This is a genomic window from Mesorhizobium alhagi CCNWXJ12-2 (assembly GCF_000236565.1).
GTDB classification, from domain to species: Bacteria; Pseudomonadota; Alphaproteobacteria; order Rhizobiales; family Rhizobiaceae; genus Allomesorhizobium; species Allomesorhizobium alhagi.
In genome coordinates this window covers 51758-76431 of the sequence record NZ_AHAM01000149.1, presented here as the reverse complement: position 1 = coordinate 76431, position 24674 = coordinate 51758, and the positions used below count along the sequence as shown (strand labels likewise).

At 62.1% G+C, this 24674-nt stretch carries 24 protein-coding genes and 1 pseudogene; 18 read left to right on the top strand and 7 right to left on the bottom strand.

Annotated elements, in window-relative coordinates:
- Window positions 1-88 precede the first annotated feature (88 nt).
- A pseudogene (locus MAXJ12_RS38870) lies at window positions 89-469 on the top strand (LysR substrate-binding domain-containing protein); the annotation flags it as partial.
- A gap of 338 nt (window positions 470-807) precedes the next feature.
- Here MAXJ12_RS38870 and MAXJ12_RS18015 read toward each other — a convergent pair.
- Entirely contained in the window at window positions 808-2436 is a 1629-nt protein-coding gene (locus MAXJ12_RS18015; RefSeq protein WP_050898839.1) for an FAD-dependent oxidoreductase, read from the bottom strand.
- 239 nt (window positions 2437-2675) lie between these two features.
- Between MAXJ12_RS18015 and MAXJ12_RS18010 the strand changes: the two genes are divergently transcribed.
- Both MAXJ12_RS18010 and MAXJ12_RS18005 read left to right on the top strand, forming a co-directional pair.
- On the top strand, window positions 2676-3518 hold the full coding sequence (locus MAXJ12_RS18010) for a TIGR02587 family membrane protein (RefSeq protein ID WP_040586685.1): 843 nt from the start codon (window positions 2676-2678) through the stop codon (window positions 3516-3518).
- Entirely contained in the window at window positions 3515-3958 is a 444-nt protein-coding gene (locus tag MAXJ12_RS18005) for a TIGR02588 family protein (RefSeq protein WP_040586684.1), read from the top strand. The genes MAXJ12_RS18010 and MAXJ12_RS18005 overlap by 4 nt, the downstream gene beginning before the upstream one ends.
- 236 nt (window positions 3959-4194) lie before the next feature.
- On the opposite strand, the gene MAXJ12_RS18000 is transcribed toward MAXJ12_RS18005, so the two are convergent.
- Window positions 4195-4671, bottom strand: coding sequence for an MgtC/SapB family protein (locus tag MAXJ12_RS18000; protein ID WP_008837366.1), 477 nt, complete (start codon window positions 4669-4671; stop codon window positions 4195-4197).
- Between the two features lie 123 nt (window positions 4672-4794).
- Window positions 4795-5694 carry a LysR family transcriptional regulator gene (locus MAXJ12_RS17995; RefSeq protein ID WP_008837365.1) on the bottom strand — a complete coding sequence of 300 codons (900 nt, stop codon included), beginning with the start codon at window positions 5692-5694 and terminating at the stop codon, window positions 4795-4797.
- Window positions 5695-5807: 113 nt separating this feature from the next.
- On the opposite strand from MAXJ12_RS17995, the gene MAXJ12_RS17990 reads away from it, so the two are divergent.
- From MAXJ12_RS17990 to MAXJ12_RS17975, 4 genes are all read left to right on the top strand, one after another.
- Window positions 5808-6359: a carboxymuconolactone decarboxylase family protein gene (locus tag MAXJ12_RS17990; protein WP_040586682.1), complete on the top strand. Its 552-nt coding sequence runs from the start codon at window positions 5808-5810 to the stop codon at window positions 6357-6359.
- A gap of 53 nt (window positions 6360-6412) precedes the next feature.
- Window positions 6413-7375, top strand: coding sequence for an MBL fold metallo-hydrolase (locus tag MAXJ12_RS17985; RefSeq protein ID WP_008837363.1), 963 nt, complete (start codon window positions 6413-6415; stop codon window positions 7373-7375).
- Between the two features lie 95 nt (window positions 7376-7470).
- On the top strand, window positions 7471-7941 hold the full coding sequence (locus MAXJ12_RS17980; protein ID WP_040586680.1) for a nuclear transport factor 2 family protein: 471 nt from the start codon (window positions 7471-7473) through the stop codon (window positions 7939-7941).
- A gap of 99 nt (window positions 7942-8040) precedes the next feature.
- A complete protein-coding gene (locus MAXJ12_RS17975) occupies window positions 8041-9393 on the top strand; it encodes an ArgE/DapE family deacylase (protein ID WP_008837361.1) in 1353 nt (450 codons plus the stop codon).
- Between the two features lie 244 nt (window positions 9394-9637).
- Here the strand turns inward: MAXJ12_RS17975 and dmeF are convergent, their stop codons facing one another.
- Together dmeF and MAXJ12_RS17965 are read right to left on the bottom strand one after the other, a co-directional pair.
- Window positions 9638-10627, bottom strand: coding sequence for a CDF family Co(II)/Ni(II) efflux transporter DmeF (gene dmeF, locus MAXJ12_RS17970; RefSeq protein ID WP_008837360.1), 990 nt, complete (start codon window positions 10625-10627; stop codon window positions 9638-9640).
- The gene (locus MAXJ12_RS17965) at window positions 10624-10896 is read right to left on the bottom strand and encodes a metal/formaldehyde-sensitive transcriptional repressor (RefSeq protein ID WP_008837359.1); all 273 of its coding nucleotides are present in this window, start codon (window positions 10894-10896) and stop codon (window positions 10624-10626) included. The genes dmeF and MAXJ12_RS17965 overlap by 4 nt, the downstream gene beginning before the upstream one ends.
- Window positions 10897-11079: 183 nt before the next feature.
- Here MAXJ12_RS17965 and MAXJ12_RS17960 point away from each other — a divergent pair, with 183 nt between their 5' ends.
- The 10 genes from MAXJ12_RS17960 to MAXJ12_RS17915 all read left to right on the top strand — a co-directional run bounded on the left by MAXJ12_RS17960 (window position 11080) and on the right by MAXJ12_RS17915 (window position 20658).
- A complete protein-coding gene (locus tag MAXJ12_RS17960; protein ID WP_008837358.1) occupies window positions 11080-12057 on the top strand; it encodes a LysR family transcriptional regulator in 978 nt (325 codons plus the stop codon).
- Window positions 12057-13553 carry an NAD(P)-binding domain-containing protein gene (locus MAXJ12_RS17955; RefSeq protein WP_008837357.1) on the top strand — a complete coding sequence of 499 codons (1497 nt, stop codon included), beginning with the start codon at window positions 12057-12059 and terminating at the stop codon, window positions 13551-13553. Before MAXJ12_RS17960 ends, MAXJ12_RS17955 begins: the two co-directional genes overlap by 1 nt.
- A 35-nt stretch (window positions 13554-13588) precedes the next feature.
- Window positions 13589-14062 (top strand): CMD domain-containing protein, encoded by a 474-nt coding sequence (locus MAXJ12_RS17950; RefSeq protein WP_244421514.1) that lies wholly within the window; start codon window positions 13589-13591, stop codon window positions 14060-14062.
- The gene (locus MAXJ12_RS17945; protein WP_008837355.1) at window positions 14059-14661 is read left to right on the top strand and encodes a peroxidase-related enzyme; all 603 of its coding nucleotides are present in this window, start codon (window positions 14059-14061) and stop codon (window positions 14659-14661) included. The genes MAXJ12_RS17950 and MAXJ12_RS17945 overlap by 4 nt, the downstream gene beginning before the upstream one ends.
- A gap of 39 nt (window positions 14662-14700) precedes the next feature.
- Window positions 14701-15801 carry an NAD/NADP octopine/nopaline dehydrogenase family protein gene (locus tag MAXJ12_RS17940; RefSeq protein ID WP_202946690.1) on the top strand — a complete coding sequence of 367 codons (1101 nt, stop codon included), beginning with the start codon at window positions 14701-14703 and terminating at the stop codon, window positions 15799-15801.
- 24 nt (window positions 15802-15825) lie between these two features.
- The gene (locus MAXJ12_RS17935) at window positions 15826-16935 is read left to right on the top strand and encodes an ABC transporter substrate-binding protein (protein WP_008837353.1); all 1110 of its coding nucleotides are present in this window, start codon (window positions 15826-15828) and stop codon (window positions 16933-16935) included.
- A 128-nt stretch (window positions 16936-17063) separates the two neighbouring features.
- Window positions 17064-18050 (top strand): ABC transporter permease, encoded by a 987-nt coding sequence (locus MAXJ12_RS17930; RefSeq protein ID WP_040586729.1) that lies wholly within the window; start codon window positions 17064-17066, stop codon window positions 18048-18050.
- On the top strand, window positions 18047-18838 hold the full coding sequence (locus tag MAXJ12_RS17925) for an ABC transporter permease (protein ID WP_008837351.1): 792 nt from the start codon (window positions 18047-18049) through the stop codon (window positions 18836-18838). The genes MAXJ12_RS17930 and MAXJ12_RS17925 overlap by 4 nt, the downstream gene beginning before the upstream one ends.
- Complete coding sequence (locus tag MAXJ12_RS17920) at window positions 18835-19920, top strand: ABC transporter ATP-binding protein (protein WP_008837350.1); 1086 nt, start codon at window positions 18835-18837, stop codon at window positions 19918-19920. The genes MAXJ12_RS17925 and MAXJ12_RS17920 overlap by 4 nt, the downstream gene beginning before the upstream one ends.
- A gap of 375 nt (window positions 19921-20295) precedes the next feature.
- Entirely contained in the window at window positions 20296-20658 is a 363-nt protein-coding gene (locus MAXJ12_RS17915) for a hypothetical protein (protein ID WP_008837349.1), read from the top strand.
- A gap of 294 nt (window positions 20659-20952) precedes the next feature.
- On the opposite strand, the gene MAXJ12_RS17910 is transcribed toward MAXJ12_RS17915, so the two are convergent.
- Window positions 20953-21882 (bottom strand): phosphotransferase family protein, encoded by a 930-nt coding sequence (locus tag MAXJ12_RS17910; protein ID WP_008837348.1) that lies wholly within the window; start codon window positions 21880-21882, stop codon window positions 20953-20955.
- 71 nt (window positions 21883-21953) lie between these two features.
- On the opposite strand from MAXJ12_RS17910, the gene MAXJ12_RS17905 reads away from it, so the two are divergent.
- On the top strand, window positions 21954-22586 hold the full coding sequence (locus MAXJ12_RS17905) for a class I SAM-dependent DNA methyltransferase (RefSeq protein WP_008837347.1): 633 nt from the start codon (window positions 21954-21956) through the stop codon (window positions 22584-22586).
- A 52-nt stretch (window positions 22587-22638) separates the two neighbouring features.
- Here MAXJ12_RS17905 and MAXJ12_RS17900 read toward each other — a convergent pair whose 3' ends face one another.
- Complete coding sequence (locus tag MAXJ12_RS17900) at window positions 22639-24672, bottom strand: ABC transporter permease (RefSeq protein WP_008837346.1); 2034 nt, start codon at window positions 24670-24672, stop codon at window positions 22639-22641.
- Window positions 24673-24674: the final 2 nt, after the last annotated feature.

The window sequence follows — 24674 nt, the reverse complement described above, 5'->3', positions numbered from 1 at the left end:
TCATGGACGGGGCGATCCGGGTCGGGACCGGCGCCGCGCCCAAGGGTTACGTGTCAGAAATCCTGGCCGACGGAGTCTTTGCCCGGTTTGCAGCCCATCCTATCTACGCAAGGCTCCGCCGCTTGCCGATCCCGACGATCTGGAGCACCACGTCCTTCTGCGCTCAGCCGAATTCACCAAGAACTGGGAGCGCTGGCTCGGCCCGCGCGCCGCCAGGATATTCTCCAACACACGCTTCATAGATTTTGAAAGTTCCGGGTTGGAACTGCCGGCCGCAATCGAGGGGCTCGGCATCGCTATCGTAAGGCTGACGCTGGTCAAGCAGGAACTCATGAACAAGCAACTGGTCGTGCTGTTTGAAAGCGACGTGGTGCGCGATCATTATTCGTTCGTCTTCCACGAATCAAAACTGCGATCGAACGGCTTCCGGAGTTTTCGCAACTGGCTTCGAGAGGCCGTGGCCCAATAAAGGTCAAGGAATCACCCACATCACAAGTTCAACCAAGATATTCCAACCGTATCGATCGACGCTTTTTGACCGGATGGGAGCGCTGCATGAAAAAGCACGTATCGGCCGATCCGCGGTCACGATCGGACGAGCTCATGAGAAATGGGAAGCAGCATCCTTGGCATCGGCAAGGATTCGCCGCGTCGCCAGAACCGTTCTGCGGAATGGGCGTGCAGCTCAATCGGCAAGGTCACCACATCAAGGAGGGGCAGCCACCTGCCGCTCGCCTAGCGCCAACGCGGTCAGCTTGGCCGAAGGCGGATGCGTTCCGGCGCGGCCGTGAGCATGCGCAGCTACGGCTATGGCAGTTTGCACAGAAAGTCGCCCAGCTTGAGTGCAAGCGCGACGGCCGGAAGCGTGGGATTGGCTTGCCCGGCGGTCGGGAACACCGAACTGCCGGCAACAAAGAGGTTGGCTGTGCCATGCACCCGGCAGTCGCGATCGACGACGCCGTCCGTCGGGTCTTCGGACATTCGGGTAAGCCCGATCTGATGATAACCGTCGAGCGCCTGGTTGAGAACGATCTGGCTGCGGTCTTCCGGGTCCGCCAGAAAGTCGAGACGCCCGATACCTTGCTCCTGCAGCCAACTGTCCAGGATCTCGTGTGACCTGACCACCGACTCGATGTCCTGCGGGTGAATCCTGAAGTCCACACGCAGGCCAGGCGGCGATCCCACCTGCCACTCGCCCAGTTGGACCCTGCTGTCCGGATTCGGCGCTTGCTCGGCGTGGTAGCGCAGGAGGTGACGGTTCCCCGGATTGAACAGTGCAAACATTTTTTGTCCGAGGCGATTGCGCACAAGCTGCGACAGCACGTGCAGCATACCTGTAATCAGCTTCGGGTCGCTGCGCACATTCGACAGATGCAGCCCGTAGCTGCGGGATTGCGGCTCGGTCGGCGAAGGCGCCATGCCGCTGCCGAGCCGGGGGTGAAGCCCCAGCATCGAGAGCCCGACATAGAGCAGGGACAGGGCGCCGCTGCCATGCGCGGGATCGGCTACGGAAAAGCTGTCCAACCAGAACGCCGCGTTCAGGAGCCTGTGTTCCAGCTGCGCGTGGTGGCTGAGCGCCAGCCGGCGTCTCAGATGGGAGCCGTTACGATTTCGCTTGTACCACAAATCTCTCGCGAAACTCTGATCTTTGAATCGGACCGCCGCCAGATAGCCGGTCAAATGTCCACAATAGAAGCGCCCGAGAGGGCCATCCGGTCCGCCAAACTTCTGAGGCCAATCCCGCTGCGCAGCCAGAAGCAGCCGTGCGTTCTCCAGACCGCCCGCGGCCAGTACAAACGATTTGGCTTCCACTTCCACGGAGTGGCCGCTACGGGATTTGACAGTCAGCGCCGTCGCCCGCTCGCCTTCGGCGTTCAGCCTGATCCCGGCCACCGTGCGGTCAGCATAGATCCTGACATTTGGCGATGCGCGCAGGCTCGCCCCGTGGAGGCGCCTTATATCCGGTGCGGCGCTCCATCGTTCCAGCATGGCGGTGTCGATGTCGCCTCCCGCTTTCGAAGGTTCGTCCGGCCACATTCCGGCGCTGGCGCCGCATCCCAGAAACGTCAGCGCTTCATCATAATATGCGGCGATCTCTGCATGCGGAATCGGCCAACCTGAAAACGGCACATGGTCCCGCCGTTCGAAGTCGATGTCGTCGAGCGCCACGCAGCGGCCGCCCCACAAACGCGAAGTGCCGCCGATCCCTTGAGCCCTGATGAGTTCCGCCGCGGCATGATGCGGCGTTACGATCTCGACTGCGCCAAGGCCGGTTTCTTTGCGACTGGCTCCTTCGCTGCTTCCGGATTCGAGAACAACCGCCGAAAGTCCTCGGCTTGCGCATTTCATAGCGAGCGCCAACCCCACGGGTCCCGCGCCCACAATGCAGACATCCGCATTGGATGGGACGTCCACGTCGGGTTTTTCAAAAATCATGTCAAGAAAATGTCAGGTTGGCCTCGGCGACCTATCGCCTAACGTCATAAACAACGCAATGACGTACTACGGCACAATCGTGACCTCGCGTGTGCTAAGTTGGGTGGCCATTGCTGCGCGGTTTGACCATCGAGAACCGAGACAGTGGTCCGGAACAAGGTCGCGCAGGAAACATTATTGCCCGCTTGATCCTCTTACCAATACTGCGGAAGATCAGGCTACCTCTGAAAGGGAGCGACGTGGCGCCCGCTGAAATGATCGTAAGGCACGGACCAACGCCGCGTGAGTTCTGGATTGGTCTTGGCCGCGCCTTCGCCGGAGCATTGATCTTCGCCGTACCGGTGCTGATGACTATGGAAGCTTGGGCGCTGGGCTTTAACCTTCACCCGTGGCGGCTCGCCCTTCTGCTGGCTGTCACTTTGCCAATGCTGGTGTTGCTGCATAAATATGGAGGCTTTCGCCAAACGGTGGCGCTCCAAGACCGGGTCGCCGACGCTTTTGTGGCCATTCTTGTGGCCGCCGTAGCGGCTACTGCGGTGCTCTTTATTTTCGGCATCGTGACCGTCGAAATGCCGCTGCGGGAGGTGATTGGCAAGATTGCCGTGCAGGTCGTCCCAGGCAGCCTCGGAGCATCTTTGGCCCGGGCCCAGCTTGGCTCCAGTTCGCTGGAGGAGGAGGAGATTCCGGAGCCCGGCTATGCCGGAGAGCTGTTCCTGATGGTGGTCGGAGCGCTGTTTCTATCGGTGAACATCGCACCAACGGAAGAGGTCGTCCTTATCGCTTACAAGATGCACCCTTGGCAGGAAATCGCTCTGGTGGTGGGAACCCTCGCTCTCATGCACGCCTTCGTCTATGAATTCGAATTCCGCGGCTCGCACAGCCCGGAACCAGGCGCCGGGTTTCTCAGTATCTTCTTTCGCTATGCGATCGTTGGTTATGTCCTGGTGATGCTTGTGAACCTCTACATTCTTTGGACCTTCGGCAGGACCGATGGCGCCGGGTTTTCGGAGACACTCAGCGCAGTCGTGGTTCTCTCGTTTCCAGGCGCGCTCGGTGCGGCCGTCGCGAGGCTCATCCTGTGACAAAGAATTCCGCAAAGGGCGACAAGCAACAAAAGCAGTCTGACAATAAAGGAATAACCCGGAAACCGGGGACTTCGGTCCTGGAGTGGATCGTGGCGGGGATAAGCTGCGTAGCTCTGCTTGCAGTGCTCAGCTATCTTGTCATCGATGGTTTGAGCGGGCGCAACGGGATCGCCCGGATCGTTGTACTGCCGCTCGAGGTCGCCGCCACCGAGGGCGGCTACGTGGTCGAGTTCGCCGCCGCGAACAGCGCGGGACAGTCAATTGCTGCTGTCGAGATCGAAGGCGAACTCCGCAGTGGCGATGAGGTCGTCGAGGAGAGCAGTGCTACGCTCGACTATATCCCACAGAAATCCCGACGGAAGGGCGCGCTGATCTTTCGTCGCAATCCCGAGGCTTATGACCTGCGCCTCTTCGCCAGCGGATACAGTGAGCCGTGATCGGCGGGTGGCTCCAATTCTCGGCAGCCTCGGCGAATGGGCACGGCACCTACGCACTGTGCGGATATGCGCAGCGGGGGCGGCGGCGCTGAAGGCGTGAAAGAGAAGGTGGAGCATTGGGCTGCCGGGGCAGCCACATGAGACAATCTCGTGCTGCCGCGCCGGGCAAAGAGAATGTCGGAAGCTGATTTGTTGCGCCTCAATCTCTCTTGGCGCATGCCGTCCCGATGCCCAGTTTAGTTCTTGCTCTTGGCACGCCTCTTCAGTTCCACCGGCTCTTGCTTGTCCCCACGGGCCCTGTCCGGGAGAGAGTCGGCTACGAAGAGCACCACCGCGGTGACTATGCCGACGACGAGCCCGAGCCCCCAGTAGGAGGTCCCGATCGCAAGCCCGAGTGCGCCGGTGATCCAAACGGCCGCCGCTGCCTTGATGCCCTTTACGTCGAAGCCGCTCTTGAATATTACGGCCCCACCCAGAAAACCGATGCCAGAGAGAAAACCTTGAAGGGTGCGGCTGAGGGAGCTTGGATCGGTCTCGGCCAAATGGCGGCCGAGCAGCATGTAGGTCGTCGAGCCGATCGCGATCAGCATCATGCCAGCGATGCCAATCGCCTTGTGGTGCACACGGCGCTCGAAGCCGATAGCCGCGCCGAGCGCGGCGGCGACTCCCAGCCTAAGCAGTATGTCGAGCGCTTCCGCCGGCAGCTCGGTCATGCCGATACTCCTTCACAAGGACCCATCCAGCTTCATTGCAGCGCTCAGGCGAAATTTGCCGCGACTGCAAAGGTTCCGTCGCAAACTTTCCGTCAAGACGGCATCAGGCGAAGCGATCGGGTTCTACCTACCCGTCAGTTTTGCCTTGAGGCGGGGGGTCGCAAAATCAAGGAAGGTGCGGAGCTTCAAAGGCAACGGTCCCTGGCCAGTGTGGACAAGACTTACAGGCCAGGGTTTCAGCTCGAATGTTTCGAGGCACGTGACGAGTGTCCCTGCGGCGACAGCGTCGGCAATCTGGTAGGAAAGAACGCGCGTGATTCCGCCACCCGCAATTGCAGCGTCGATCGCGGCTTCCGCCGTGTTGACGACAAGCCGCGAACTGACGGGGACGGAGACCTCTGATTGGCCGTCCCGGAACGTCCAGATTGTCGACGATGCGAGGTTCTCGAAGGTGACGCAGTCGTGGTTGCTGAGATCCTCCGGTCGCTTCGGACCACTGCGTTGCGCGAAATAGGCTGGACTGGCGCATAGCACCCGCCGGATCTCACCGACCCGGCGGGCAACCAGGCTGCTATCCGGCAATTCGGCGATCCGTACCGCGAGATCAACATGCTCTTCCAGCAGGTTAATGACGCGATCCATCTGCGCAATGCGGATCGAAATCTCCGGATACAATTTAAGAAATTCGACTACGACCGGAAGAACATGAAGACGCCCGAACACGACCGGCGTCGTGATGACCAGATGGCCTCTGGGAACGCGGAATTCGCCTTGGGCCGCCTGTTCAGCCTCCGTGACCTGCTCCAGGATGCGCCGGCATGACTCCACGTAGGACTGCCCAGCCTCGGTCAAGGCGATCCTTCGGCTCGAGCGGTTAATGAGGCGCGTCCTGAGATAGCCCTCGAGTTCGGAAATCCTGCGAGAAACAGTCGCGAGCGGCATTCCGATCTGGCGGGAGGCCGCGGATAAGCTGCCGGTTTCGACTACGGCCAGCAAGACCGACATGGCATCGAGGCGATCCACAGCACCCTTCCAGAAATTGAGAACCTCGTTCCCAAGTGTGGCAGGTTTTCACGAATGTTGGAAGCAACTAGCTTTTCACCAGCCACAATGGCAGCGTCAGAAAGGAAGCTTTGATGTCTCGCATTCCTATCCCATCTACAATTGAATCCGCACCCGCTGCCTCGCAGCCGGTGCTTGCGGCAGTGAAACAGCAACTCGGCGTCGCGCCGAATCTCTTCCGGCTGATTGCCAACAGCCCCGCAGCGCTCGAAGGCTACGTCGGTTTGTCCGCTGCTTTGAACAAAGGTGCGCTCCCGGCACCAACGCGTGAGCGCATCGCGCTCGCCGTCGCCGAGATTAACGGTTGCGATTACTGCCTGTCGGCTCATACCTATCTCGGCAAGAACATTGCCAAGCTGGATGACGCAGAGATCGCGGCCAATCGCGCTGGATCGTCCACGGACCCGCGCGCCGATGCCGCCGTACGCTTCGCCGACAAGGTCGTGCGCCAACGCGGTCACGTCAGCGAGGACGATGTCGGCGCTGTCAAAGCCGCAGGCTACGACGATGCGCAGGTCATCGAGATCGTGCTCCACGTCGCACTCAACACATTGACCAACTACGTCAACGAGGTGGCCAAGACCGATATCGATTTTCCTGTCGTTACCGCTCGGAAAGCAGCATAGGCGCGACCCAAACCAGGCAACCCGAGTCTGAACCAGTTCAAGGAGCCACACCAATGACCACGTTCACACGTCGCGGCTTTGCCACCACCATGCTGGCAGCGCCGCTCATGGCGGCGCTGCCGAGCCCCAGCCTTGCCCGGGCCCCGCAAGGTGCCGTGGAGAGTCTAACGCCGCTCGCCCGCATCAATGTCGGGCGGTTCGAGATTACGTTTCTCTCGGACGGTTTCATCGATTTTCCCTTCAACTTGTTCACCGGCATGCCGGCCGACGAGGTGGAACAACTGTCAGCGGCACACTTTGTCGCTCGCCCGAACGGAGTGCGCCGGGGCTTTACCGTGTGGCTGATCCGCGATGGAGACCAGCTGATCCTTGTAGATTCCGGTCCGGCCGGCACTGTTAGCAAGACCTCCGGGCGGCTCCCCGCAGCGCTTGCTGCTGTCGGCGTAGATCCGGAGATGATCGACGCCGTTATCGTGACCCATATGCACGTCGACCACATCGCGGGTCTTGTCGCTGGCGGGCGGACGAATTTCCCGAACGCCGAAATATATATCGACCGGCGGGATGTCGCCCATTTCACCGATCCGGCCAAGGCGGCGGGCGCGCCGGATTTGCTCAAGAGCAGCTTCGCAACGGCCGAGCAACTGGTGAAACTTTATCCAAGGCTTCAGCGGATCGACGGTGAGCGGCAGATTGCCCGGGGGATCTCGACGGTTGATCTGTCCGGCCATACCCCGGGCCAGATCGGGGTGCGCATCGAGGACGGCGGCCGCAGCCTGTTGCTCGTGGCTGACATGATCTTTCATCCGGCGCATCCGGGTTTTCCGGAACTTGGCCTCCTGTTTGAAGCAGACAAGGCTGCTGCCGATGCCGCACGCCTGCGGTTCTTTCCCCGCGTCGCCGACGAAAAGGCACTTGTGGCGGCGACGCATATGCCGTTCCCGGGGCTGGGCCGAATCGTGAAGGACGCAGGCAGCCTGCGCTGGGTAGCTGCGGATTGGGAATACGCTGAGTGAAAGCTTCGAGGATCGGGTGCGCGAGCACCCGATCCGCCGTTTCCAACTTGGCAGGACACCGACGGAGGTCGCAATTCATGTCCCTAGATGTTTCATTGGTCGAGACCAGACCGCCCTTGCCACCGTTCACCGCTGAGACGGCGGCGCAGAAGGTTCGCATGGCGGAAGATGCCTGGAATACGCGCGATCCGGCGCGGGTCGCGCTCGCCTATTCGAGCGACAGTCGCTGGCGCAACCGCGCGGAGTTCCTGCAGGGCCGTGACGCCATCGAGGCGTTCCTGACGCGCAAATGGAACCGCGAACTTGACTATCGTCTCATCAAGGAACTTTGGGCGTTTCGCGAAAATCGGATCGCCGTGCGCTTCGCCTATGAGTGGCACGACGACAGCGGCCAATGGTTTCGGTCTTACGGCAATGAGAACTGGGAATTCGATCAGGCCGGGCTAATGCGCCTGCGGATCGCCAGTATCAACGACGTGCCGATCGTGGAGAGCGAGCGCAAGTATCACTGGCCGCTTGGTCGTCGTCCCGATCACCACTCCTCGCTCAGCGAGCTTGGTCTGTGAGAAAGTGATGCCGCACCGTCCCTCGATCTACGCAAGTGATGTAGCTTTCTCACCTCCCGTCAAGGCGGCGCAGGCTATCAAAGAATCCAGGAGGACAACGTGAACGAACCCACGTCCCTGCGGCATTCCGCTACGGCGGGTGCACTCGGCACAGGCCTATTGGCGGCCGCGGATATCGAACGCATCGTCAAGGCTGTGGAGGCCCGCTTCGATGAGCAGATTGAATTTTTGACACAGCTCGTTCGTGCTGACTCGCTTCGGGGGAATGAAGCTGCTGTTCAGAAGATTGTCTCCACCGCTCTCGCAAGTCGCGGCTATGATGTTCGCAGCTTCGCAATCGATCCAACTCGCATCGGCGAGGACCCGGCTTTCTCTCCCACCAAATTTGACCTCAAGGATTCCAGCGTTGTTGTTGGTTTGAAGCCGGCATCGGGAGAAGGCGGTCGGTCTCTGGCGCTCAATGCACATGTTGATGTGGTGCCAGTTGGCACAAGCGCCCGTTGGAAATACGAGCCCTTCTCAGCTACTCGTGACGGTGATTGGCTGTACGGCCGTGGTGCGGGCGACATGAAAGCCGGCTTGGCCGCGAATCTCTTCGCCCTTGACGCATTGTCAGCAGCAGGTCTCGATCTGCTGGGGGAGGTTCAATTCCAGTCGGTCATCGAAGAAGAGATCACAGGCAATGGAGCGGCAATGGTTCTCGCCGAGGGCTTCCGCGCCGATGCTGTTCTGATACCTGAACCTACCGGCGAACAGCTCGTCAGCGCGAATACCGGCATAATGAAGTTTACTATCACAGTCCAAGGCGTCCCCGCTCACCCATTCCAAGTCGACAGGGGTAGAAGCGCAATCGACATCGCATTCCGAACCATCGAAAATCTGCGTCAGCTCGAACAAGAGTGGATTGCCCAGCGTCCACCAGATTTCGCTAGCGTCGACAACCCCATAGCTTTGACAATCGGTACGATATCGGGAGGTGAATGGATTGCATCGGTGCCGAGCGAGTGCCGCTTTGAAGGCCGCATCGGCTTCTACCCCGGCGACACGGTAGAGGCGCGCGTAGAACGCTTTGAGAGCTTTCTCAGAGAGGCGTTTCTTAATGACCCGCAGCTGGAAGGATGCCCCGAGCCGAACGTTGAGTGGCTCGGCGTCAAGCAGGGAGGATATGTCCTGGCGCAAGGAAGCGAAGCAGAAGCACTCCTGGCAAAGGCACACTCATTTGCAGACGGTTCAGGGAAGGACCTTCAGCGCTTCATAATGCCTTGTTATCTCGACGCCGCTATCTTTGCCTTGCACGGCGACATGACTAGCCTCGTCTACGGACCAGTTGCCGAGAACATTCATGCCATTGATGAGCGTGTAAGCCTTCCGTCGTTGTTGCGGGTGACCAAGGCTATTGCTCTGTTCGCTGCAGCCTGGTGCGGAGTAAAGGACCGAGCGGAGCAAGGGTAATCCAGAATGTGGAATATGCTTCCGGCCAGTCTACGGCTTCTGCCGTAGCTGCTCGGCATTGGGCAGCGGACGTGGGAACAGTTCCTGGAAGAGCGCGCAAACTTGGCATCATCGCTTTAGGTGAACCGCGCGAGCGTCGGCGATGCGTCCGCTCTTTCACCGCAACGAAAGCGGACGGACCGGATTCGGCCCCAGGCGGGACAAGCTGTTGGCGTCAACTGGTGCTACGTTGCCGTTGCCGGAGCTACGCTTCTTCCTCAACTTCTATGGTAATGTGTGACAGGGTAGCGATTTGCGCCAGCTTCTCGCGATAGTGCGAGGGGGCCTTGGGCTCGGGGGCCACGAGCGAGACGATGGCGCCGTGATGGCCGGGGCCGAGCTGCCAGACATGCAGGTCGGTGATGCTGGCTCCTTCCGTTTGGACCACTGCGCGGATCGCGTTCGGCAGATCCTCGCCGGGCGGAATGTAATCGAGCAGGACGCCGCCGGCGTCGCGGATCAGGCCCCACGACCAGCGGGCGATGATGAGCGCGCCGACGATGCCCATGGCCGGGTCGAGCCAGATCCAGCCGTAGACACTGCCGGCGAGCAGCGCCACGATCGCAAGTACAGAGGTCAAGGCGTCGGCCAGCACGTGCAGGTAGGCGGCCTGCAGATTGTGGTCCCGGGTCGTGCGACCGTGATGATGAATGTGGCCGTGGTGATGATGGCTGTGGTGATCGTGACCGCGGTGATCATGCGCATGGCCATGGCCGTGATGGTGATGATCATGATCGTCGCGCAACAACCAGGCGCTCGCCAGATTGACGGCGAGCCCGATCGCGGCCACCCAGATCGCTTGGGTGAAATCGATCGGGACGGGCGCGCTGAAACGCAGGGCGCTTTCCCAGCCGATAAGGATGGCGATCAGCGCCAGCACGATTGCGCTGGCGAAGCCCGCCAGGTCACCCATCTTGCCGGTGCCGAAGGTAAAGCGCGGGTTGCGCGCGTTCCTGCGGGCGTAGAGATAGGCAAGCGCCGCGATAAGCATCGCGGCGGCGTGAGTGGCCATGTGCCAGCCATCCGCGACGAGGGCCATCGAGCCGAACAGCGTTCCCGCGACGATCTCCGCAACCATCATCGTCGTAGTGAGCGCGATGACCAGCCATGTGCGGCGTTCGTTGCGCTCGTGGCGATCGCCAAGAAAGACATGGTCATGGCCGCCAGCCGGGGCGACGCCGGGGGAAAAGCTCATTTCAGATAGCTCCTCACGACTTCGATCAGTTCGTCCGCGCCTTGCCTGCGCGCGCGCGCGTCGGCCGCCTCCACGACATGCTCGCGCACATGGTCCTCGATCAGTTCCGCGGTGAGGCCGCTCACCGCACCGCGGATGGAGGCGACGAGGTTCAACACCTCGGCGCAGGAAGCCCCGGTGTCCAGCGCGCGCTCGACAGCTTCCATCTGGCCCTTCAAACGCCGAACCCGGGCCAGCAGTTTCGCCTTATTCCTGATCGTATGGGTCATAGGGTAGGGGGGTATCCTATCCGAAAGCCAGTGTCTACGGTCTTCGCCGGGTGAGGGGTTTGCGAGTCTGGACCAGGCACCCGGCGAGAAGGAGGCATCGCGAATGAAATTTCGTTCCGCTTTCATGCTAGTTTTGGATTATATCCCATTGCCCATACGAAATTCGCATGATTAACTTATGAGATGGAGCTAAAGCAGCTGGAAGCGTTTCTTGCCGTTTTGTCCGCCGGCAGCATCACTGCGGCAGCCCGCTTGCTCGACCGCTCCCAGCCGGCTGTGAGCCGGCTGATCCAGGAACTGGAAAGCGACATCGGCTTCGAACTGCTGCACCGCAACGGCCCGCGTATAACTCCGACGGAGCGTGGCATCCGCTTCCACGCGGAGGCCGAGCGCCTCGTCACCGGGATCGGCCGGCTGCATGAGCGCGCCAAAGCTATTGCGGCCGAGGAAGCGCTGCCGATCGAGATCGTCGCCATCCCGGCCTTCGCCGCCGGATTCGTGCCGAAGGCGCTGTCGCGCATGCCGCAGCAGGCGTTGCCTTCCCGGCTTCACCTGCGCAGTGCGCCGGCGGAGTCCGGCATCCAGTCCGTTCTGGCCCGCACCGCCGATCTCTGCGTCGTCTCGCTGCCGGCCGAACAGCCGGGATTGGAGACCCATGTGCTTGCCCAAGCGCCTTGCGTGGCTGCCGTGGCTACCTCCGATCCCCTGGCCCGGAAGGAAGTCGTCTCCATCGCCGATCTGATGGGGCGGAGCCTGATTACCATGGCTAATCCTTTCCGGCTTCGGCGCCGTGTCGACCAGGCGCTCGAGGCGCATGGCATCCAGGCGTCGAAGGTGATCGACACCAATGCCGCGATGATTGCCCTGCAACTGACCGCCTGCGGCGCAGGCGTCGCCATCATCGAGCCGGTGACGGCCTACGGGGTCGCGCTGAAGGGGGTCGAAATCCGCCCGCTCGACGTCAATATTCCGTTCCTGTGGGGCGTTTTTTCCGCGGTTTCGCGCCCACTTCCGGAAACCGCGCGGGCCTTCATCCATCAGTTCATCGAGACGACCGCTTCGGCGATACCCGGACTGGTCGAGCACGACCCGCGCAGGGCGGACCTGGTGACCGACGCAATCTTCGGCGCCGGTGCCCACAACCGGGCAGGAGCGGCCTAATGAGTGTCGTGGCCATGGACGGAACCGCCGGTCTGGCCGCATTGCGCGAGCGGCTTCATCACGATCTCAGCCTGTTGGAACTGCCGGCCAAGGCGTGGGTGCCTCCCCGCGCGGTAAACGGCGAACACGTACACGACATCGCGATCGTCGGCGGCGGCATGTGCGGACTGGTCGCCTATTTCGCGCTCCAGTGCGGCGGCATGCGCAATGTGCGCATCTTCGACCGCAATCCGGCAGGGCGGGAAGGACCATGGGTCACCTACGCCAGGATGGAAACGCTGCGCTCGCCGAAGCAGCTGGCCGGTCCCGCCTTCGGCATCGGAGCTCTGACCTTCCGGGCATGGTTCACCGCCCAGTTCGGCGACGCGGCCTGGAATGCGCTCGACAAGATCCCACGCCCGATGTGGATGGACTATCTCCGATGGTACCGCAAGGCGCTCGGCATTCCGGTCGAGAACGAAGTGCAGGTCGACTCGATCCTGCCGGAAGGCGAATATCTGCGCCTGGCACTTTCCGGCAGCGGCGCGAGGGAGGCGTCGATCCTCGCCCGCAAGGTGATCATGGCTACCGGCCGGGACGGAACCGGCATCCCCAACATTCCCAATTTTGTCACCGGCTTGCCGAAATCGTGCTGGGCGCATTCGTCCGAAGACATCGATTTCGGCGCGCTCAAGGGCAGACGCGTCGTGGTGGTGGGAGTCGGGGCCTCCGCCGTCGACAATGCGGCCGAGGCGCTCGATGCGGGCGCGGCGGAGGTCCGTCATCTCATCCGACGCAAGGAGATGCCGACCGTCAACAAGATGATGGGCATCGGTTCGTTCGGTTTCATCAGCGGTTTCCCCGAATTGCCGGACGAATGGCGGTGGCGCTTCATGCACTATTCCTTCGTCACGCAGACGCCCTCGCCGCGCGGGTCGACGCTGCGCGTCAGCCGCTACAGGAACGCCTATTTCCACTTCGGCAAGGCGATCGAACGGGTCGAGAGATCGGGCGGCGAACTCTTGATCGAGACGAAAGACGGGAGCCGCCTGGCGACCGATTTCCTCATCCTCGGCACGGGCTTCACCGTCGATCCGCTCGCGCGCGCCGAGATGCCCGGCTATGCCGGCGAGATCCTTCTGTGGAAGGATCGCTACACGCCGCCGGAAGATATGCAAAACCGCGAGCTGGCGAATTTTCCCTATCTAGACGCGGATTTCGCCTTCCAGGAAAGGACGCCGGGAGCGGCCCCGTGGCTCAGGCACATCCACTGCTTCAACTACGGAGCGACCGCCAGCCTTGGCAAGGTCAGCGGCGACATTCCTGGCATCAGCGAAGGCGCTCAATGGCTTGCTCGCTCGCTGGCGGCCAGGCTCTATGCCGAAGACGTCGCCATCCATTGGCAGGGGATGCTCGACTATGACAAGCCCGAGCTCCTGGGCGACGAATGGACGGCCTCGAAAATCGAGGAAACGGCCGACGGCGGCGCTCTGCAGGCCGCAGGGAAAGGAGGCTGAACGGGAAGATGTCAGGGATTGCAGGAAACGATGTGGTGACCAGACAGGCCGGCGTGCTTCCGGGCGAGGCCGCCCATGATGCGCTGGCCGCTCGCGCCGAGATTGTCGCCATGACCCAGGCCACGCATGACGCCGCGCTCAAGCCAAGGCATCCAGGCGGCTTGTCGCACGCCGAACGGGCCGCGCTGGCAAGCCGCATAGCCAGGCTGAATGCCGATCCCGCTCTTGCCGAGCATTACGACGCGCTCATGCGCGAAGCATCCGCATCCGCCGAAGTGGAACGCATCGCCGATCCGGCCTTCAAGGGCAGCGGTCGCATCGCCGCGCTGATCGCCTACACCGACCTTGCATCGACGAGGCCGAAGGACGCCGGGCCGGGGGACATCGATGCGCTGAAGCAGGCGGGCATCGGCGATGCCGATATCGTGCGCCTCGCCGAACTGAATGCCTTTCTGGCCTACCAGATCAGGCTGATCGCCGGTCTGAAGTTGATGAGGGAGCAGGGATGAGCGAAGCCTTGCACGCGTTTACAACGCAGGTGCCCGAATGGCGGCCGAGGGTGAAGCCGATCGAGCTCGCGGAGGCGACGCCCGAGCAGCTCGAAGCGTTGCAGGTGACGCCGTCCAACACCAAGGTTTCCGACTATGTTCTGGTACTCGCCAACGACGTCGAGACACTCAAGGTAAGATCACCGCTCTTCAATGCCATCATGTACGGACGCGGCGGGCTTTCGCGCGCGGAGCGCGAACTCGGGGCGGTCGGCGCCTCCATCGTCAACCGCTGCATCTACTGCGCCGCCGTCCACGCCAGCCGCTACAACCAGCTGACGAAGGACGAGACCGTCATCGCGAAAATATTCGCCGATGGCGAGGAAGCCGAACTGGACGAGCGACAGGCGGCAATACTGAACTTCGCGACTAGGCTGTCGCGCGCACCGAGCGAAGCCCGCCCCGAAGACATGCGGAGACTGCGGGATGCCGGGCTTTCGGAAGAGGAAGTCCTCGACCTGATCCTGTCGGCGTCACTGTTCGGCTGGGCGAACCGGCTGATGCACACGCTCGGCGATCCGATTGCGAAGGATGGATTCGACAGCGGGAACGGACGATAGATGGCAGGCGCAAGCGAGATGGATGTGAACGACAAGGGCGTGGCGGTCGGCATCGCCGGCGCGGGCGCCATCGCGTTCGGCGCTGCCGCTTTTCTCGAGAGCGCCGGCCATAGGCCGATCCTGTGGTCGCCTTCGGGCGAGGGGACGAAGCGGCTGGCTGCCGGCGAGAAGCTGGTCGCCAAAGGTGCGGTCGAGGGCACCTTCCGGCCTGGCGTGGCGTCGTCTGCGAAGGATCTTGCCGAGCGCACGGACGTTCTGATGATCGCCTTGCCGGCCTATGGCCACAAGAGCGTGATGGATGCCGTAGCGCCGCATATCCGGTCCGATCACGTTGTGCTCATCAGTTCGCATGCCTCGTTCGGCGCGCTTTATCTTTCCAGGCTGCTGGCCAGGCGCGGCATCGTCGTCCCGATCGTCGCCTGGGGTACGACAGTCACGACCGGACGCCGGCCAAGCCCGGTCGAGGCCAGCGTCAACACGGTGCGCAGCAAGGTTGACATCTGCACCGTGCCGGCCGCGCGCAGCGCCGAAGGCCTTGCGGTCTGCCGAAAGCTTTTCGGCGACCGCTTCGTGGAGCGCGAAGGACTTCTGGCGCTCGCGCTCAGCAACCTCAACCCCCAGAACCATCTCGGTATTGCCCTCTGCAACATGACCCGCATGGAGCACGGCGAAAGCTGGGGGCAGGGGCTCAACGTTACCCCCAACGTAGGGCGGCTTCTCGAAGCCCTGGACCGGGAGAGGCTGGCCATCGCCGAGGTGCTGGGGCTGTCGGTGCGGACGATTTTCGAGCACTTCCATCTGTCCTTCCATGTGCCGGTGGACAATATTTCGAACATGAACCAGCAGATGCACCGCGAGGGACGCGGCGGCGTCGGCCCCGCTACGGCGGATTCGCGTTACGTGACCGAGGACGTGCCTTACGGTCTGCTCGCCACTGTCAAGCTCGGGGCGCTGACCGGCAGGCCAGCCAAACTGCACAGGGCCGGAATCGAGATCTTTTCGGCTTTGTATGGGCGGGATTTCTTTTCCGAGAACCAGCTTCTCGGCGCGCTCGACCTGGACTCGATGTCGCTCGACGAACTGAAAATGCTGTCGCGCGATGGATACGCCGCTGCCGCCAGGCGGCCGGCGGAAACATAATTCGATGCAATGGGAGAAACGGAAATGACAAGAATTACCGCCAATAGACGCGCATTCATCAAGACGAGCGCAGCCGGCGCCGCCGTGCTTGCGGCCCCTGCCATATTTCGCGGCACGCCGGCCCGCGCCGCCGGCGTCGTCAACGTCTGGACCTATGCGAACTTTCTTCCGAAGGAGTTCAAGGAAGAGTTCCAGAAGGAGACCGGCATCCAGGTCCAGGAACGCCTGGTGGACGACCAGGGCAAACAGTTCAACCTGTTGACGGCCGAGCAGCCCAACCCGACGGTCGATATCGTCACCGTCGCGGGCCACCGCTTCCTCCAATTCATCGATGCGGGCCTGCTTGCGCCGATGGATACAGGCCGGCTGAAGAACTGGGGCAACATCAACCCGGTGTTCTCGGAAAGCGACTGGGCCATCATCAAGGACCAGAAATGGGGTGCGCCGATCCTCTCGGGCGCGGAGGTTCTGGCATACAACACCGAGATCGTGACGCCCGAGGAAGCCAAGAGCTGGGATGTCATGTTCGACAAGAAGTATGAAGGCCAGACGGCCTACATAATCCAGGACATGATGTCCGTCATGATGCTCTACAAGGGCTATGACGGCAACATGATCGAATACATCGACAATCCTGAAAAGGCTGCCGAGATCGTCAAGGAAACCCGCGACTTCATGATCGCGAACAAGTCGATGGTGCGCAAATTCTACGATTCCGGCGCCGAGATCCAGCAGATGTTCGTTAATCAGGACGTCGTTCTGGCGCATGCCTGGAACGGCCCGATCTCGAAGCTCATCATGGACGGCCTGCCGGTCGCCATGACGATCCCGAAGGAAGGCTCCTACGGCTTTGTCTACACCTTCAACATTCCGGCGAACGCGCCGAACGCCGACAACGCCTATACGCTGCTCGACGCGTTGCTGGCCCGGCCCGAAATCGGCGCTAACATGACACGGACCTCCGGCTTCATCTCGACCATCAACGGCGCCGAGCAGCATCTGACCGATCTGGAAAAGAAGGCATCCTCCTTCACGGAAGTAGAACTGGCGGGCTTGCAATTCTTCCGCGCCGAAGCGAACGACATGAAATACAAGCTCGTCGACCCGGCGGTCGAAGAGATCAAGGCCGCGTGATCGAACTTCGTCGGCCTGGCCCGGCGTCCGGCCGACTGTCTCCCGATTGGCCATGCACGTGCATGGCCGGTCTCGCTTGAAGTTAGCTTCCGGCAGCCAGCAGCCGGGGGCGGACGGGAATGTTTGCGATGACACAGACTGATACGCAGCGCGCCGGCGGGCGAGACGCGGTCCCGCGTTCGATGCGGCGCAGCTTCTGGGGCGCGGTGATGACCAACGGCGCCTACGGCTCCGTCACCGGCTTCCTGTTCAAAAGCCAGCGCAGGCAATTCCTCCTTCTGGCAAGCCTTCCAATCTTCTGGATCCTGTTCGCCAATATCGGCCCCATCCTGCAGATGGTCAGGATCAGCTTTCTCGATTCCTACCCACCGACGGCCGGCTACCAACCGCAGCTTACGTTGCGCAACTGGAACAATTTCTTCGCCGAACGCATCTTCATCGTTCCCTATTTCCGGACGCTGGCCTACTCCGTCGTATTCACGGTCGCGACGCTGATCATCACCTATCCGGTCGCCTATTTCCTGGCCAAGCATGTGAAGCGCAGCAGCCAATTGCTGTTCCTGCTTCTGCTCCTGATCCCGTTCTGGGTCGGAGAAATCGTGCGCACCTACGCGATCATGATCCTGCTCGGCAACAATGGTGCTGTGAACCTCATCCTGAAGTCGCTGGGACTGATCGAACGGCCGATCCCGTTCATGTATACCAGCTTCTCGCTCGGCGTCGGCATCGTCTATCTGACCGCGCTCTACATGCTGCTGCCGCTCTATTCGGCGCTGGAAAAAATCCCCAACACCTATCTGGAGGCCGCGGCTGACCTCGGCGCCGGGGCGTGGACGCGCTTCAGAAGGGTCACGCTGCCGCTCTCCAAGGAAGGCATCGCTTCCGGCTGCACGCTGGTCTTCTTGATTTCGACTGGCTACTACGCCGCGCCTGTGCTGCTTGGCGGGCCGAGCACGACCGTCTTTGCCGAAACCATTGCCGGCTTCTTCCACGTTGCCGGCGACCAGTGGCCGACGGGCGCGGCCTTCTCCACGATCATGCTGATCAGCGCGCTGGTTATCGCCGGGCTCTTTCTCAAGCTGATGGGCCGCAGCGGCAAGGGATTGATGCAATGACCAGAAACACCCGCATCCTGATGTCGGTGATCTATTGGGCGTTCGTCGTCTATCTGTTCGTGCCGCTGGTGCTGATGGTTACCATGGGCTTCAAGGATTCCAAATTCATCGGCTTTCCGATCCGTGGCTGGACGCTCGACTGGTATTCGGAAATCTTCCGCAGCGACGAGGTGCTGGGCGCCTTCGGCTATACGATGGCGATCGCGCTTTCGACGACACTCCTTTCTCTGGTCATCGGCACCTGGATCGCCGCATTCCTCGGCCCACACAAGTTCCGCGGCAAGCTCATCGTCTTTGCCCTAGCCTGCATGCCGGCCGTCATTCCAGGCATCATCTCCGCCATTTCGCTGCGTATCTACATTCAGTTCCTGCAGCTTGACACCGGCATGGCAGCGATCATCCTCGGTCACACCATCCACAACGTGCCCTTTGTCGCGCTCGTGGTGATGGCGAGACTGGCCACGTTGCCGCAAAGCCATATCGAAGCGGCCCGCGATCTCGGCGCTGACCAGTTCGTCGCGTTTTCGCGCGTCACGCTGCCCTACCTCAAGCCGGCGCTGATCGGGGCCGGCGTCTTCTGCATGCTGCTGAGCTTCGATGATTTCGTCCGCTCCTTCTTCCTCGGCAGCTATCAGCCGACCCTTCCGGTGCTGATCTTCGCCAAGTTGCGCTCGGGCATGTCGCCGGAAATCAACGCCATTTCGACCGTCGTGCTTGTCATCACGGCCATTCTGGGCATTTGGGCGGAGCGCTCGATGCGTCGGATGAACAAGGGAACCTCGGTATGAGCAACGACGCGCAAACCATCGTCCACATCGACAACATGACGAAAAGATTCGGCAATGTGGCAGCGGTCGACCATCTGGACCTCAAAATCAGGGCCGGCGAATTCGTGACGTTCCTGGGCCCGTCGGGCTGCGGCAAGACAACGACGCTTCGCGTGCTTGGCGGGTTCGAGATGCCGACTGAAGGCCGCGTCATCCTCGACGGCGCAGATGTCACCCGCCTGCCGCCGAACCGGCGCAACGTCAATATGGTGTTTCAGGACTACGCGCTCTTCCCGCACATGACCGTCGGCCAAAACATTGCCTTCGGCCTGGAACTCAAGGGCAAGACCAAGGCCGACATTGACGACCGTACCGGGGAATTGCTGGATTTTCTTCAGCTCGGAGGTTTTCGCGACCGCACGCCGGATCAGCTTTCCGGCGGCCAGCGCCAGCGCGTGGCTCTGGCGCGGGCGCTTGCGCCCGATCCGAAACTCCTGCTGCTCGACGAGCCGCTCGGCGCACTCGACGCCAAGCTCCGGGGGCAGGTCCAGGTTGAGCTCAAGGACATCCAGAAGCGCACCGGAAAGACCTTCGTCTTCGTCACCCACGACCAGGAGGAGGCGCTGACCATGTCCGACCGGATCATCGTCATGAACCGCGGCAAGGTCGAGCAGGACGGTACGCCCGAAGATCTCTATTTTCGCCCGCAGAGCCGCTTCGTCGCCGAATTCATCGGCGATACCAACCTGATTGGCGGGACCGTGCGCGGCATGGAAAACGGCTCCGTCCTGATCGACTGGAACGGCATCGATGTTCGCGGCGCCGCGCACGGACACCGGCCCGCCGACGGCTCTGAAGTGACGGCGTCACTGCGTCTGGAGAACGTGCTCTGCCATCCGCAAAAGCCGTCTGACAAGAATGCGATCGAGGGCCGGATCGTAAACCGGCTCTTCAAGGGCAGCCGCACTTCCGTCGATATTCGCGTTGGCGGCGAGGGCGCGCTGCTCAAGGCATATCTCGATCCTGAGGATGCGGGCCGTATCCAGGACGATCGCCTCTGGGTGAGCTGGGACGCCCTCCATCTTTCGGTGCTCCAAGCCTAAAATCACTCGTTCCAGTTGGTATTTTCACCTGCCTGCTCGTAGACTCTAAATAGCTCGCGACACTTTCGCGGTCAGTTCCGGCGCCTGAATTCGATGCCGACACATTCTGGCTGTCCGGCTTCCAAATGCCGACGTCCCGCCAGCAATCGAACGGCTTGCTTGGAGCGGATTGAGTGTGAAGCGTTCTGGCTGAGAGGCCTATGCCTTGCAGATGAACTCATAGGGTGTGAGGCCTTTGAGGCCGCTTTGCGCAAGCGGATTTCCCGATCTGATGCAGATGGGCGGCGGACACTTACAGGGGGCGAAGCGGAGTGACTTCGGCCAGTAGGGAGTCTAGGCTCGAATGCCATTCTGCCAGCACGAAGAGCGCGCCGCATGCCCCGCTTTCTCGCCGTCTACACCATGAAACCCGAAGACCTTGCCCGCTTTCGCAGCCTGCCCAAGCCGGAGCAGGACGCGATCGACACCGTCGGTTTGAAGCAGTGGGCGGACTGGGAGGAGAGGAATGCCGCATCGTTCCCCGATCGTGGCGGCATGGTCGGCAAGACGACGCGCGTGACCAAGGACGGCGTCGCCGACGCCGTGAACCCCTTCTGCGGCTACATCATCGTTGAGGCCCAGTCCATCGAAGCCGCCGCCCGCCTCTTCGAGAACCACCCGCATTTCTCTGTCTTTCCAGGAGACGGCGTGGACATCATGCCCTTCCTCACCGACCCTACGCCCAAGCCCTCCGCCTGAGTCGCATACGCCACAACCCATCGACTGTCCGCTACTGCTTCACACCGTGCCGGAGACGTAGCTCGATGACTTCCGCTTCGCGCCTCATCTACGACATCTAACGCCCTGGGTGTCGCCGCCCTTGTTGTCGCGGTCGATGGCCAGCCGGGGTGGTTGCTCTGCTGGCGCGCACGATACCGAATGAAGCCGCCTTGATCGACATTGGAACGGGGGACGGTGAAGTTCCGGTTTCGAGGTCGCAGGCGCTTGCCACCTGGACAGGTATAGCTATGCCGTAAGCGGCACTGCGCCTCGTCAGCGGTCCTGTCTGATGGCCTCGATGTGCCGGGCAAAGTCCGGCTTCTCCATCAGCGCCTTGCATCGTGCGAAGCGGGTGTCGGCATAGGCGCGGAAATCATCGGCCGGATTGCCATTCGCGAGCTGGATGAGTCCCCAGAGCGTCCACAGGAGATCGCACAGGGCCTTGTAAATGACGATGCGGCCGAACTCCGAGGCGCTCGGTTCGCCGCCGAAATAGGCAAGGATCATTTCCTCATCCTGGGCAGCATCGAAGCCGGCTTCTACCGAGAGGTCGCCGAGATCCCACATCGGGTCGTTCATCCCGGAGTATTCCCAGTCGACGATCCACATACGCTCGCCGGTGTCGAGGAAATTCTCGCACAGCGGGTCGCAATGGCAGGCAGTGAGTGGCGCAGGGTGAGTTGCGAGCGCGCTGCGCACGCTCTGCGCCTCGCGGACCACGTCATGGTAGCCCGCCGGCAGCGCGACATCCTTGCTGGACAGAATGCCAAGATAGCCGTCGATCATTGTGAAGAGCTCGAACCGAAACGGAAATACCGCTCCGGAGGTGTGGAGCTTCCGGAACGCCATTCCGGCACGCCCCGGTGCGCCCTCGACCGACCTGAACGTTTCCGGCGTCATAGTCTTGACCGCGGGCAGGAACCGCGTGACCATGACACCGCTCCGGTCGTCGAAATGCAGCACCTCGGGGCTGACGCCGGCCCTTGCCGCCTCGCTCGCGGCTATCTTCTCGTTTGCCCGGTTGATATATTCTTCCGTGCCTTTGCCTGGAATGCGCAGGCAGTGGTCGCCGACCCGAAAGACCAGGTTTGTGAGCCCGCCCAGCCGTTCGACAGGCCCGTCATATCCTCTCAGGAACGGAACGGCCTCGAGCGCCGCGCGTAGTTCGGGCTTGTCGAGCATGGCATCCCCTTCGATCAACATCACCCGAACGGTTCCACATTTTCACCTGTTTGGCTATGGTGCCGGAGCATTGAGCAGGGAGAAGCCGCGGCATGGGAGAGGGACGTAACGACAGCGCTTTGGCGGCTGTGTATGAAGCCAAGCGGCCAAAGGAAGTTGCCGCGCTCTACGACCGCTGGGCGGAGACCTACGAGTCCGACATGGCTACGGCAGGCTATCGTCACCCAACCATCTGCCTCGCCCTTCTTACCCGCCACCTCCCTCGTGGCGCATCGCCCATCCTCGACGCCGGCGCCGGTACCGGATTGATCGGCGAGTGGCTGAAGATCGTCGGCTATCCCCGTGTGGAAGCACTCGACATTTCAGAGGGAATGCTGGCGCAGGCCGCCCGCAAGGGATGCTACGACGCCCTCCACCATCTGGCGCTGGGCGGCGCGTTGCCTTTCGCCGACGATCGGTTCGCCGGCATCGTTTCAGCCGGCGTCTTCACGTCAGGCCACGTGGGGGCGGAGGGAATGGATGAGCTGATCCGCATTTGCCGCCCCGGCGGAGTGCTGGTGCTCACGGTGAAGAACACGATCTGGGAAGAGGGTTTTGCAGCGCGGGTCGCCGAGCTTGAAAGCGCTCTCGTGGTCGCCCGCCTCGAGGAAACCGAGCCCTACGTATCCATGCCCGGCGAGACGGGCACCATTCCGAGCAGGGGCCTGGTGCTGCAGGTTCTATGAGGCTGCGCTGACAGCGACCGCCTGCAGCGGCGTGCGGAAATCCGGAGGGGCATCACACCAGCCCCATCCTGCGCTTCGCCCGCATCGCCCCCGCCGAGATCAGCCGATCGGCGATGATGGCAATGAACGCGACCGCAAGCCCCGCAACGATGCCGCGTCCGGTGTCCGCCTTGGTCAGCGCGATGTAGACCTCCTGTCCCAGGTCGCGCGTGCCGACCAGCGCGGTGATGACCAGCATGGAGAGCGCGAACATGATCGTCTGGTTGATGCCGAGCAGGATCTCGGGCAAGGCCAGCTTGAGCTTGATCTTCGTCAGCAGCTGCCAGCGCGTGCAACCCATTGCGCGACCGGCCTCGATAAGGCCGGCGTCCACCTTCTGCAGGCCCAGCGCCGTGTAGCGGACCGCCGGAACGAGCGAATAGGCGACCACCGCAATCATCGCCGTGAAATCGCCGACCCGGAACAGCATGACGGCCGGCATCAGGTAGACGAATGACGGCAGCGTCTGCAGCGTGTCGCTGACGACCTGCACCCATCGCCACAGCCGATCCCTCTCGGCAGCCGCGATGCCGATCGGGATGCCGATCAAGGCGGCCGCAACCGCGGAGACGCCGCAGAGATAGACGGTGATCATCGCCTTCTCCCACTGCCCCGTGGCGGCGATCAGGGCCGACAGGACTCCGGCCAGCATCGCGAGCCGCCACCCGCCGAGGCGCCATCCTAAAAAGGCGAGGAGGCCGACCACACCCAGCCATGGAAGCTCGCCGAGGAAACGCTTGAAGGGAACGAGCATGTTGAGAAGCACGGCGTTCTTCAGCGCCTCGAGCGTGTCGAAGAAGTTGATGTTGATCCATTTGACGCCCTCTTCCCAGAACGTCCCGGTCGAGATCTCCAGGGCTGGCGGATAGGCCTGCACGGCGGGAACGGCCAAGCCCACAAGCCCCGTCGCCAGTATGAGAACCAGAGCGGCCAGGGTGAAGGGATGACGCGCCACCAAACCCCTTTGCTCCGAGGCGGGGCTGCGCTGGCTAAGCTTCCGCGCAAAACCCTGGCTGAGCCGATCAAGCGCCACAGCCAGCGCCACGATCGCCAGCCCTGCCTCGAGCCCTGCGCCGATCTGCAGGCGGCGGAGCGCAGCGAGCACATCGAAGCCGAGGCCGCCGGCGCCGATCATGGAGGCGATGATGACCATGTTGAGCGACAACATGATCACCTGGTTGACGCCTACCATCAGGCTTTCTCGCGCGGAAGGCACCAGCACCCGCCATGTCATCTGCCGGCGTGTGCAGCCGATCATGCGACCGAGGTCGATGATCTCCTGGGCGACACCGCGGAGCGAGAGCGTGGTGATGCGCACCATCGGCGGCATGGCATAAATCAGCGTGGCGATCACCGCGGCGGTCGGCCCGAAGCCGAACAGCACAAGGATAGGGACCAGGTAGGCGAAGACTGGAATGGTCTGCATTAGGTCCAGCAGCGGCGTGATGGCTTCCTCGAAGCGCGGCCACCGATAGGCGGCGATTCCGATGAGCAGGCCTCCCATGACGCCTATCGGCACGGCGACCAGGATCGAGGCGAGCGTCACCATGGCGCTGTCCCACTGCCCGAAGACCGCCAGCAACAGGAAGCATCCGCCGGCCAGCAGCGCCAGCTTCACACCTCCCGCATAAAGCCCAAGAAGCGATACGACGCCCACAACTGCGATCCAGGACAGCGGCGGGAGCACCTGCGTAGCGCTCGACCCCCTTCCGGACAGCAGGCCGCTCGACAGCAGGCTGCGGGCCGCTGTGTACGGCGTATCCACAAGCGCGGCGAGGAAGCGGGTCAGGTCGGTGAAGGTGAACAGACCGAAGCTCGCTTCGTTGACGAGCCACTTCATGAAGGCGCTGACCCAGCGAGCGGCTGGCACCATCCACGTCTTCGGATACTCCTGCGCCCAAGACGCATAGAGTTCTGCCGTCTGCCAGACGATCCCGAAGGCAAGGAGTGCAACCACCCACGCCACCAGCGTTCCCGTGCCTGTTGCGAGGCCCATCCGGCGGAGGCGGGAGGATCCCGCGCCGATCGTCGGGGCCGGAGAGGCCATGC